This is a genomic window from Asticcacaulis sp. MM231 (assembly GCF_964186625.1).
Taxonomy (GTDB): Bacteria; Pseudomonadota; Alphaproteobacteria; order Caulobacterales; family Caulobacteraceae; genus Asticcacaulis.
The window spans coordinates 1,059,942-1,071,517 of the sequence record NZ_OZ075108.1; the positions used below are offsets into that span (position 1 = coordinate 1,059,942).

Below are 11,576 nucleotides of genomic sequence, written 5' to 3' on the forward strand. Positions count from 1 at the left end.
GCCTTGCCCGCAGCTTAAGGTAAAAGTCTCAAAATTGAGTCAAAGGCGCGCGGCAAATTTTGCCGCACGCGTAGCGATCTGCCTATGTGCCATTAGAGCACCGATCTGATTCAATCAGACCGGCGCTCTAAGTTTTGTTTTTACGTTCTTTTTGATCTAAAACGGCGAGTATTTTTCCATCAGAGCCTGGGCGGCGGGTGGCGCCTGCATGTTGGTGATATCGCCACGGCCACCGTAAGAGATACGCGCCTCAGCCAGTTGTGTGTGCTTGATGGTGTTGGTCGAGGACACGTCTTCCGGGCGGGCGATGCCGGCCACGCTCAGCACGCGGACCTCGCGGTTGGTTTTGACTTCCTGCGTACCCTGAACAATTAGGTTGCCATTCGGCAGCACACCCGTGACGATCGCGGCGATGGTAACGGAAATTTTTTCAGAGCGCTTGACCGAGCCGCTGCCGGCGCCGGTCGAGGTGCTGTCATTACCCAGGGCCTTGGTCGGGTCATAGCCGCTGGGGAGAATCTTGCCGAGCGACAATTCCAGGCCAAACATACTGGGTGTCGCGGCGCTGAAGCTGTTGGTGCGGGTACGATCGGTCGAATTGCTGGTCTGGGCGCTGTCATCGATATCGACCTGCACGGTCAGGATATCGCCGACCGAACGGGCGCGCTGGTCGTTGAAGAAGGTGCGGGCCCCTACGCGCCATAGCGAATTGCTCGATGCCGGCGTGTTGTTTTGCGCCGGATACATGACCGCCTGTTGTTGCGGCACAAGGGCGGCCGGATAGGCCATGGAGGTCAGTTGCGGGCCGCCGACGGTTTCACGCACGGAGCCGCAACCGCCAAGGGCGATCAAGCTGATGAGCAGGGCGGGGGCGATAAAGGCGGTTTTGGACATGTGAAACACCAATACTAGCGCGAAGACAGGAAGGTTTGATTACGCATCTGGGTAGCGGCCTGACCCGCGACGGCCGCGCCGGGCCCCGTGATCACCGCGTCGATGAGTTTTTTGGAGGACGTATTTTGAATCTGGATGACATCGCCAATGGCGCCATCTTTCTGCGCCAGACCTGACAGTGTCAGGCTCAGGCCATTTTGCGTCCAGGTCACGGCGACCAGTTGAGCGCGCTTGACCGCGACCGGCCCGGACGGTTGCGACCAGCCGGCAGCAACCGGTGCGTTGGCCTGGCCACTCGGGATGGTGGCGAGCAGCGGCGCATTGGCGGAGGACGTCTCCTGACCGTTGGCGACAATGATACGGCGCAGGCCGCGCGGATTGTCCCAATAGGCGCCGGCACGGGCGGCGATGGTCTGGACGATGGCGGCGTCAAGCACGGCGGTGGCACCCTGACGATAGCCGAGCAGCACGCCTGCGCTGGCGCCGGCATTATCGAAGATGTCGCCGATGGTGATGCGGCCGTCGCCGTCGGTGACGGAGGACTTGAGTGACAAGGTGGTGGCCATCTGGGCGTGCGCACCCGTAGCACATAGCATCAGGATGGAGGCCAGGGTTAGGAGCTTAAGGGCTTTCATTCAGTTATCCCCTCGCCAGTTGGCTGGTGGTCTGCAGCATCTGATCGGCCGTGGTGATGACCTTGGAATTCATTTCGTAGGCGCGCTGGGCCACGATCAGGGCGGTGATTTCCGATACGGAATCGACGTTCGACGCTTCGGTATAGCCTTGCAGCAGGGTGCCGTAGCCGACATCGCCGGGTGTCGAGATATTGGGGGCGCCGGACGCGCCGCTCTCTAAGAACAGGTTGTCGCCCTGGGCATCAAGGCCGGCTTCATTGTAGAACGATGCGATTTGAATCTGGCCGACCGTGGTGGCGGCGGTGGCGCCGGACCCCTTGGTCGAGACCTGCACCAGACCAGTTTTGGAGATCGTAACGTCCGTCGTGCCTTGCGGGATATTGATGTTGGGCTGGAGCAGGTAGCCTTCGGTGGTGACCATGCGGCCCTGATCGTCGACCGAGAAGTTGCCGGCGCGGGTATAGGCGGTTTCGCCGGATGGCAGCAGGATCTGGAAGTAGCCCTTGCCCTGAATCGACAGGTCGTAATCGTTGCTGGTCAGGGTGGCGCTGCCCTGGGTCATGATGCGGTAGACGCTGCCGGTCTTCACACCAGAACCGATCTGGATGCCGGTCGGCACGACGGTGCCGGAATCTGACGACTGGGCGCCCATGCGCTCGATGTTCTGGTAGAGCAGGTCCTGGAACTCGGCGCGCTGCTTTTTGAAGCCCACCGTGTTCATGTTGGCGATGTTGTTGGAGATGACTTCGACGTTCATCTGCTGGGCGGCCATACCCGTAGTCGCGGTTCTCAAAGCACGCATCGGTTATACTCCGGTATTCGAAAGGGTTACGCATTCCGGATCCCAAGATCCGGCAAGCGCGACGGCGCGCCCGAGCCGTTGCGAGGCAAAGCCTGCGTGGCGCTTGAACGTAAAAGAAAGCGTGATGGTGATGCCTGTCATCGTCATCACGCGACGCGACCGAGCCGCTCGACGGCGGTGCGGTTCAGTTGTGAATTTTGTTCGATGACGGAGGCGACGCTGGCATAGGCGCGGTTTATGCGCACCAGATTGGTCACTTCGCTCATCGCATTGACATTGGAGGCTTCGAGGAAGCCCTGACGCACGGAGGCGTTGGTGGCGGGCAGGGCAGCGGCGTTGCTGGTCAGGGTGAAGGTGCTGTCGCCATTTTTGGACAGGTCGCTCATATTGGCGATACGCACCACGTTCAGCCGGCCGACGCGTTCGGTCTGGCCCTGCGACATTTGCGAGATGATGCCGTCGGCGGAGATGGTCGGTTCGCCCTTTTTCGGATCGAGCACAATGGCGCCGCCGTCACCCTGAACGACGTAGCCCTGTTGTGTCATCAGCGTGCCGTCACCGGACAGGGTGAAGGAGCCGTCACGGGTATAGGCCGTGCCGCTGGGCGTATTGACCACGAAGAAAGTACCTTCGCTGCTGAGCGCCACATCAAGCGGTGCCCCCGTCTGGTTCATCGTACCCTGGGCGAAGTTACGGCCGACGCCGTTATCCACGGCAAAGTTGGCGGGCGTGCGGATCGGCGTGTTGTAGGCAGGGGCGCCAGGCTCGGCATTGATCAGCAATTCTTCGAATTTGTAGCCCGTAGTGTTCATGTTGGCGAGATTGTTGGCGCTGATATCCAGCTCTCTTTGCAGGGTGATCTGGCGCGACAGGGCGATGTAACTGGTATTATCCATGCGCGGGCTCCCGAATTAGAGGTTCATCTTCAAAGGCTTATGGGTAATGCGTAACAATCCGCCGGAAATGCGCGTTAACCATGATTTTAAGAGTATGCAAAGGCCGTGCCAAAGATGGTTAACGGTCGGAAAGGCTTGTTCGATAAGGAAACTTGGCTTTCCAGCGCGAATCTGCCCAGATCAGCGGGCGGCAAAAAATGCCGCGCCGGGGCGTTCCTAACAAGTAATCGTTAACCATGTTTGGCGATAGTGGCGGCAGGCGCCCCGCGTGGGGCGCGTGTAAGGTTTATTTAAGGGTTGGGGCTATGATCGGCCATCCGGCTCTGGTGTGTATTTGACGGGTGGGCGAAAGTGGCCAAGAAAGAAAAGAAGTCCAAAGACGCGGAAGCCCCGCCGGTCGACGGCGCCGAGGGCGCTGAAGGCGAGGCTGCGCCGAAAAAGAAGTTCCCTATGCTGATCGTCATTATCGCCGCGGCCGTGTTGCTGTTGGGCGGCGGCGGTGCTGCGGCCTATTTCCTGCTTCTGGCGCCAAAGCCGCCAGCGGATGCTGCCAAGGCGGGGGAGCATGGCAAGGAAGGTGAGCACGGCAAGGACGCCGAAAAGGGTGGCCACGGCGAGAAGAAGGACGACAAGAAAAAAAAGGAAAAAGGCGGTCACGGCGAGAAGAAGGAAGGTGGCGAGGCCAAGGCTGATCCGGCAACGACACCGGTCGCTTCCGAAGGGCCGAATGGCATCACCTATCTGGCCATGCCTGGCATGGTGGCTAATATCCAGTCGCCCGATGGTCGCGCCTCCTATCTGAAGATGAAGCTGACTTTTGAATGTCCGGACGAGGAGACCTCGGAACTGATCATCGAGAATCAGCCGCGCATCAATGACGTGCTGCAGGGTTTCCTGCGCGAGTTGCGGCCGGAAGACCTCGCCGGATCGCAGGGTAATATGCAGCTTCGTCTCGAAATTCTGCGCCGGGTCAACCTGATACTGGCGCCGCACAAGATCAACGCTGTGCTCATTGTTGACATGTTGGTGACCTGATGGAGCGTGCCGCGTATCTGTTGCAAACCCAGTCCCGCAAGGCGGTGACCTGATGGCGGATGAAGTCGATCAGGAAGCCATGATGGCGGCGTGGGAGGCGGAGCTTGCCGCTGAAGCCGATGCCGTCTCGGGCGCCCCAGGTGGCGGTGGCGGCGACTCCGGCGGTGACCTTGCGGCCGAATGGGAGGCCATGGTAGGCGGCGGCGGGATGGGCGAGCGTTTCAATATGCCCGCCGGTGCCGAGCGTATCCTCAACCAGGACGAAATCGACAGCCTGCTGGGCTTCGATCTCTCGGAAGACGATTATAACGAACGCTCGGGTATCCGGGCGATCATCAATTCGGCCATGGTGTCTTATGAACGCCTGCCGATGCTCGAAATCGTCTTCGACCGGCTGGTCCGTCTGATGACGACCTCCTTGCGGAATTTCACCTCGGACAACGTCGAAGTTTCGCTCGACAACATCTCGTCTATTCGTTTCGGCGACTATCTCAACTCGATTCCGCTGCCGGCCATCCTGGCCGTCTTCCGTGCCGAGGAACTCGATAATTATGGCCTGCTGACGGTCGATTCCAACCTGATCTATTCCATCGTCGACGTTCTGCTCGGTGGTCGCCGCGGCACAGCGGCGCTGCGCATTGAAGGCCGGCCCTACACCACGATCGAGCGCGTGCTGGTGCAGCGCATGGTCGAGGTCATCCTGGCCGACGCCAAGGCCGCCTTTGAGCCGCTGACGCCGGTCAGTTTCAATCTCGATCGCCTGGAAACCAATCCGCGTTTCGCCGCCATCGCGCGTCCGGCCAATGCCGCCATCCTGGTCAAGCTGCGCATCGACATGGAAGACCGTGGCGGCCGTGTCGAGCTTTTGCTGCCCTATGCCACACTCGAACCGATCCGCAAGATGCTGCTCCAGCAGTTCATGGGGGAGAAGTTCGGCCGCGACAACATCTGGGAAAGCCACCTGGCCACCGAACTGTGGACCACGCAGATGGAGGTGCGCGCCGTGCTCGATGAGCAGCAGGTGCCGCTGTCCAAGGTGCTGAATTTGCAGGTCGGCGAAACGCTGATGCTGCATGCCAATGCCGAATCGCCGATACAGTTGAAGTGCGGCGCTATTCCGCTCACGACCGGACGCATGGGGCGCAAGGGACATAATATCGCTGTGCGTGTCGATGCGCCGCTCGCCTCTGCGGCGCGGCGTCGTTTGACGCAGGGCCTGAAAAAGTAGGGGGCGAACATGAGCATGGCGAACATCATCATGAATGTGATCCTGATGGCGCTGCTGGTGGCGGCGCTGTGGTTCGGCATGCGTCTCGATAAACGCCTCAAGGCCCTGCGCGCGGCGCACGAAGGCTTCGCCAAGGCTGTGCATGAACTCGATGACGCCGCCATTCGCGCCCACAACTCGCTGAAGGAATTGCGCTCCAACGCTGACGAATTGCAGGATCTGCTGCATGGCCGCATCCTGGCGGCGCGTGATGTGCTGCAAAAGCTCGATCTCCAGGTGGCGCGCGCCGAGCGCGTGCAGGGCGAACTGGACAAGGGGCTGGTCAGCTTCGAGGCGGCGCGCAGCCTGTCGATGATGCGTCCTGAACCTGTGCGTCCGGAGCTTGTCCGTGAAGCGCCTCGTCCCGAACCGGCGCCGGAAATCATCCGCTCGATCCACGAAGAGGCGGCAACACCCAGAGCGCGTGACCGGACGGCCTTTACCAACGATATCGTCCGGCCGAGCCAGACGCCTTACGCCCGCAAGGATCTGTCGCGCGGGCGCCCCAGCCTGCTGCCGGAGATCACTCCGGAAGATGAAAGCGAGATGGTCGACGCCGTTCAGATGTCAGAACTGGTTGTCGCCAATCTCAATGAAATGATCCGTTCGCTCAACCTGCCGGTCCGGCAGGCTGTGTCGGTCGAGGATGAGTTATTTGGCGGCGCCGATGTGCCGTCTTTGCGTAAACGCTAGTAGAGATAGACCTGTATGGCCTTGCCCCGTTTCCTGCCGCTCGTTGCTGTCGCCGTCACCGGCGTCCTTGCCATGAAGGCTATCACCAGCCTTGATCTGGTGCCGGGCGCGTTTCATGCTGCCGAAGCCTTCGCAGCCGACGTCAAGGGTGACAAGAAAGCCGAAAAGTCAGCGACCAAAAAGGGCGCGGCACCCAAGGGTGAGACCGACCGGCCAGATGACCCGACCCAGACCTATGGTGTTGATCCGGCCCTGATGGCGGCCGATGCGGCGGCCCACGCCAAGGATGCGGCCACCCCGGCCCCGATGGCGCCGATCTGCGCCACCTCGGTCAATGACCTAGCCAAACAGGCCGGCATGTCGCCCAACGAGCTCAACATCCTGCAAAGCCTGGGCACGCGCCGCGCCGAACTGGACCAGCGCGAACAACAGCTTAACGCGCGCACGCAACTGGTTGAGGCGGCGGATTCCAAGCTCGATGCCCGCATTCAGCAACTGAGCTCGCTGAAAACGCAGATTCAGGGCCTGCTCGACCAGGCCACCAAGGTGCAGGACGACGACACCAATCGCCTCATCGCTGTCTATTCGGCGATGAAGCCGAAGGACGCTGCGGCTATTCTGAGCACGATGAGCGACGATGTGCGCCTGCCGATCGCCGCTAAGATGAAGGATCGCGGTCTGGCCGCCATTCTGGGTGCCATGACGCCGGATGCGGCGCGTGACCTGACCGAGAAGCTGGCCAAGCGGATGCAGCGCGCCGATGGCCTGCAACAGCAGCTTGATAAGGCGACCACAGGTGGCCCGGCGGCCAGCGGCCCGCAGGCGGCGAACGCCAAACCTGCCGCTAACGCTGCGGCCAAACCGATGCCGGCCAAAAAGTAAGCGTTAACCTTCTAAATTACAGTCCTATTAACGTTGGTTAAACCCGTCATGCGCCACATTAAGGGCTCATGATTCGAGATCATAACGCCTCTGTTGAAGCCGCGGACAAACCTGCGCACCCCGAACCGCATGCGCGGATGATGGAGCTTGCGCGTCGTTTGCTTGAAGCGCCAAAGCCAAAACCGCCGTTTTCGATGAACCGCGCCCTGCGCACCAGCGCCATTGTGGCGGCGACGGTTGGCATGGGCATGGCCAGTCTGGCGCTGGGTGATCCGATTGCCGCCCCACAGATCGCTTCGCGTGGTGATATCGATATCCGTGTCGGTCGTAACGCCAAATCGGGCCGGATCGAGATTTACGGCGCCATCGGCAGCCGTGCCTCGGTGCGGCGTGACAAGGGCCAGGTGGTGATCCGCCTGCCGGGGCAGGCCAAGCCCGATCTTGGTGATATCCGTGCCAATCCGCCAGTCGGCATCAAGTCGGTCGAGCTTAAATCCGACGCCCGCGCCAGCGAGTTGTGGCTGACGGTCAGCGACGGGTTCGAAACCCGGTTCGGCCGCGAAGACGGCGCTGTCTTCGTGCAGATCAATCCGGCCGCCATGGATGACGCCAAGCCGACCGACGGCAAGAAAGACGGCAAGGTTGTCGTCAATTTGCAGGATATCATCAAGGGCGATCCGAAGCCGGCGGCGGAGGCCGATAAGGCGCGCGTCAACCCCGCTCCCAGCGCGCCGGTGGTGGCGCTTGAGGTCAGCGCGATTGATGGCGGCAAGGATATCGCCTTCCCGTTCGCCGGGCCGGTGGCCACCGCCGTGTTCCGACGCGGCGAATTGGTCTGGGTGGTTTTCGATTCCGAAGTCGAACTGCGTCTGCCGCCCACACTCAAGGACGGCATGATCGTTCAGGATGCGCAATGGATACGCAATGACGGCTTCACCGCGCTGCGCCTGAAGGCGCCGACGGTGGGGGCGCTGTCCGTGGCCAATGACGGACTGGTGTGGCGGGTGCGTCTTGGTGGCAAGGCGCTCGATGATCGCGCGAACGAAGTTGATGTCATCCGCGACAATTCGACCGGTGTGCCGAGCCTCAATCTCAACCTCGCCGGCGCCTCGCGTGTCGCCTGGATTCGTGATCCGGGCGTTGGCGATCGCATGGCGGTGATTCCGGCACGCGGGCCGGTGAAGAAGCTTTCCACGACGCGCACCCTTCTGGAGGCCACGCTGAGCTCGACGGCGCAGGGCGCTGTCATTGTCCACATGGCGCCGGATGTGAAGGTCACCGCTTCCAGTGATCTGATCGAGGTGTCGCGTCCAGCTGGCCTCACTCTGTCGCCGACCGATCCCAATGCGCGGCCAAGCGACGCCACACTTGTTTACAAGAATGCGCTCTATCCTGGCATGATGAATGCGGACTGGTCGGCCAGGCCGGCCGAAGGGTTCCTGGCGCGCTACAATGCCTTGCAGGTGGCCGCCGCCGACGAGGGCAGCCTCGGTTCGGCTGCCCCCACCAAGGCGCGTCTGGCCATGGCGCGTTTCCTGGTCGGGCAGGGGCTCTATTATGAAGCGCAAGGCGCGCTCGATCTGCTGGTCAAGACCAATGCGCGCGCGCAGGAAGACCCTCAGGTACGCGGCTTGCGCGTGGTGGCGCGGATGTTATCCGGACGCTACACTCAGGCGGTGCCCGATCTGTCATCGTCACAACTGATCAACGATCCGGCGTCGCGCCTGTGGGCAGGCTACGGTGAAATGCATGACGGTCACCACGCCGATGCGGTCAAGGATTTCAAGGCGGGCCTGCGGGCGCTCGATCAGTTCCCCCCGGAATGGCGCGTGCGCATCGGTACGGCCTATGCCTTCTCAGCCTTGCAGCAGAAGGATCTGGTTACGGCGGAGGCCATGATCGGCTATGCTCTGGCGCAGGCGCAGACCCCGCTGGAAAAGCTTTCCGCCTATCTGGTCAGCGCCCAGATCATCGAGGCCCAGGGCGACAAGGCCCGCGCGTTCAAGGTGTATCAGGCCGTGGCGCGGGCTTCGGATGATGAGATCGCTGCTCCCGCTGCCATGCACGCCGCCATGCTCGGTTACGATCTCAAAAAAGCGACCTCGACCCAGACCCTGGCGGCGCTTGACACGCTGCGTTTCCGCTGGCGCGGCGACGATACCGAGTTGCAACTGATCGCCAATATGGGCCAGATCTATCTCAGCGAAGGCCGTTACCGTGAGGCCCTGATGGTGCTGAAGGGCGGCGGTCAGGCGTTCATGAGCAATCCGCAGTCAGCGCAGATCCAGACTTCGCTCAATCAGGCGTTCCGGGGTTTGTTCCTCGGCGGCATGGCCGATGGTCTCCAGCCGGTCGAAGCGCTTGGCCTGTTCAACGATTTCAAGGAATTGACCCCGATCGGCGCCGATGGCGACGAAATGGTGCGCCGGATCGTGCGCCGTCTGGTCGATGTCGATCTGCTCGATCAGGCCGCCGAGTTATTGGAATATCAGGTCAATAACCGTCTTGATGGCGTGGCGAAATCGTCGGTGGCCGCCGATCTGGCTGCCATCTACCTGATGGACCAGAATCCGCAGAAGGCGCTGGGCGCGCTGTGGAACACACGCACCACCCTGTTGCCGAAATCGGTCATGGCCGAGCGCCGTATTCTGGAAGCGCGCGCGCTCAGCGAACTGAACGAACCGGACAAGGCGCTGGACGTGCTGGGCAGCGACAAGTCGCCGGAAGCCGACGAGGTGCGCGCCGACATCTACTGGAACAAGCAGGACTATGCCCTTGCCGCGGCCCTGCTGGAAAAGCGCCTTGGCGATCGCTGGAAGAGTGAGCAGCCCCTGAGCCCGGCCGATGAAGCCCGCGTGATCCGCGCGGCGGTGGCCTACAGCCTGCAAAAGGATCAGCCGGCCCTGACGCGGTTATCGACGCGCTTTGCCAAGTTCTCGGAGACGGCGTCGTCGCCGGACGCTCTGCGCGTGGCCCTGGCGCCGCTCGATGGCGGTACCTTGAGCGCCAAGGATTTCGCGGCTTCGGCCGCTGCCACGGATACCTTCTCCGGCTGGGTGAGCGGCATGAAGAAGCGCTTCCGCCAGAAGGATGACGCCGCAGCCAAGGCTGCGAAAGCGCCGCCTGCGCCAGCCGCCAAGACGGCGTGATGAGTTCTTGAGGGGCGGCAAGAGCCGCGCCGCAGCCGCTTCACTTACAGTAACAAAGTCACATCCGTGTGATCCTTGTCGTGTTTCGCTTTTAAGCTTTCCGGCTTCCGTGTAATATCTGTCTGTCCTCGAAGACAAACGAAGTCTTATGACGAGGATGGAAGTATATGAAGGAACATGATCGTCAGTTAAATAAGCTAAGCCGCAAGTCTATGCGCGGCGAAAGTCGAAATCTCGGCACCAGCCCATATTTGCTTACACGCGATCAAGCCCCCGAAACCATGACCCTTCCAACTCTCCGTCAAAGGAGAACGCGCATCTGCTTGGTTCACTCACTTTACTCTTGAAAACAGAAAGGCGTCGTTCTGCGCCTTCGGGGGGCAACCCGTGACCGCAGAGCACGAGATATCATTATGGCAGACTATAGAAACGGCATCGCCGTGCCTAAAAACCTTAAATTCGCCGGTATAGCCGCCGGTGTTGTCGTCCTGGCTCTTGTAGGCCTTGTGTCGTGTGGTCAGACCATCCAGCCGGGCAATGTGGGTGTCAAGATCAGGACGCTGGGGCCCAATGCCGGCGTCGACAAGACGCCTCTGTCCTCGGGTTGGCATATAAACCTACCCGGAGAGCGTATCGCCGAATTTCCGGTGATTCAGCGCACCTACACCTATACCCGCGAACAGGATGAGCGTGGGCCAGAGAATGAGGAGGTCACCTTCTCCGACAACAACGCCCTGCCGATGACCGCCGATGTGCAACTCGTGATGCGCATAGACCCTTCCAAGGCGCCAGCGCTCTATACACGCTATCGCCTGACCTTCGATCAGTTGTTTGAAGGGCCGATCCGTAATGATGTCCGCTCGGCCATCGCGGCGGAAACCGAATTGGTCAGCGTCGAATTCCTCTATCGCGGCGGTCGCCAGCAGGTCATCCAGAAGGCCTTGGCGCGCGTCAATCGCAAATGGGAGGCGCAAGGCGTCAATATCAGCCAGCTCGACTGGATCGGCACCATCCGCTACCCGCAGGTGATTCTCGATTCGATCCAGATGAAGACCAAGGCCGATGCCGATGCGTCGGCCGCTCAGGCACAGGTTGCCGTGGCCAAGGCTCAGGCCGATGCCTTGATTGAACAGGCACGTGGTCAGGCCGAATCGAACCGCATGCTGGCGCAGTCGATATCGTCTTCGCCGGAAGTGGTGCAATTGCGCGCCATCGAGAAATGGGACGGCAAGCTGCCGACAACGACCGGCGGCGCGGTGCCGTTCATCGACATCAACAAGCGCTAACGACAATGGAAGGGAGGCTTTGCGGTCTCCCTTTTTC

The 11,576-nt window shown here is 61.2% G+C and carries 10 protein-coding genes; 6 read left to right on the forward strand and 4 right to left on the reverse strand.

What is annotated here, in order from left to right; genetic code table 11:
* Positions 1-156: 156 nt before the first annotated feature.
* The 4 genes from flgH to flgF all read right to left on the reverse strand — a co-directional run bounded on the left by flgH (position 157) and on the right by flgF (position 3,227).
* Positions 157-894, reverse strand: coding sequence for a flagellar basal body L-ring protein FlgH (flgH, locus tag ABQ278_RS05190; protein ID WP_349321530.1), 738 nt, complete (start codon positions 892-894; stop codon positions 157-159).
* Positions 895-908: 14 nt separating this feature from the next.
* Complete coding sequence (locus tag ABQ278_RS05195) at positions 909-1,529, reverse strand: flagella basal body P-ring formation protein FlgA (RefSeq protein WP_349321531.1); 621 nt, start codon at positions 1,527-1,529, stop codon at positions 909-911.
* A 4-nt stretch (positions 1,530-1,533) separates the two neighbouring features.
* Positions 1,534-2,331 (reverse strand): flagellar basal-body rod protein FlgG, encoded by a 798-nt coding sequence (flgG, locus tag ABQ278_RS05200; RefSeq protein ID WP_349321532.1) that lies wholly within the window; start codon positions 2,329-2,331, stop codon positions 1,534-1,536.
* 146 nt (positions 2,332-2,477) lie between these two features.
* Complete coding sequence (gene flgF / locus ABQ278_RS05205) at positions 2,478-3,227, reverse strand: flagellar basal-body rod protein FlgF (RefSeq protein ID WP_349321533.1); 750 nt, start codon at positions 3,225-3,227, stop codon at positions 2,478-2,480.
* A 351-nt stretch (positions 3,228-3,578) separates the two neighbouring features.
* Here flgF and ABQ278_RS05210 point away from each other — a divergent pair, with 351 nt between their 5' ends.
* From ABQ278_RS05210 to ABQ278_RS05235, 6 genes are all read left to right on the forward strand, one after another.
* Complete coding sequence (locus ABQ278_RS05210) at positions 3,579-4,262, forward strand: flagellar basal body-associated FliL family protein (RefSeq protein ID WP_349321534.1); 684 nt, start codon at positions 3,579-3,581, stop codon at positions 4,260-4,262.
* A 52-nt stretch (positions 4,263-4,314) separates the two neighbouring features.
* On the forward strand, positions 4,315-5,490 hold the full coding sequence (gene fliM, locus ABQ278_RS05215) for a flagellar motor switch protein FliM (RefSeq protein ID WP_349321535.1): 1,176 nt from the start codon (positions 4,315-4,317) through the stop codon (positions 5,488-5,490).
* A gap of 9 nt (positions 5,491-5,499) precedes the next feature.
* Positions 5,500-6,222: a DUF6468 domain-containing protein gene (locus tag ABQ278_RS05220; RefSeq protein WP_349321536.1), complete on the forward strand. Its 723-nt coding sequence runs from the start codon at positions 5,500-5,502 to the stop codon at positions 6,220-6,222.
* 15 nt (positions 6,223-6,237) lie between these two features.
* Positions 6,238-7,104, forward strand: coding sequence for a magnesium transporter MgtE N-terminal domain-containing protein (locus ABQ278_RS05225; protein ID WP_349321537.1), 867 nt, complete (start codon positions 6,238-6,240; stop codon positions 7,102-7,104).
* A gap of 68 nt (positions 7,105-7,172) precedes the next feature.
* On the forward strand, positions 7,173-10,253 hold the full coding sequence (locus tag ABQ278_RS05230; RefSeq protein ID WP_349321538.1) for a tetratricopeptide repeat protein: 3,081 nt from the start codon (positions 7,173-7,175) through the stop codon (positions 10,251-10,253).
* A 413-nt stretch (positions 10,254-10,666) separates the two neighbouring features.
* Positions 10,667-11,539: an SPFH domain-containing protein gene (locus tag ABQ278_RS05235; protein ID WP_349321539.1), complete on the forward strand. Its 873-nt coding sequence runs from the start codon at positions 10,667-10,669 to the stop codon at positions 11,537-11,539.
* Positions 11,540-11,576: the final 37 nt, after the last annotated feature.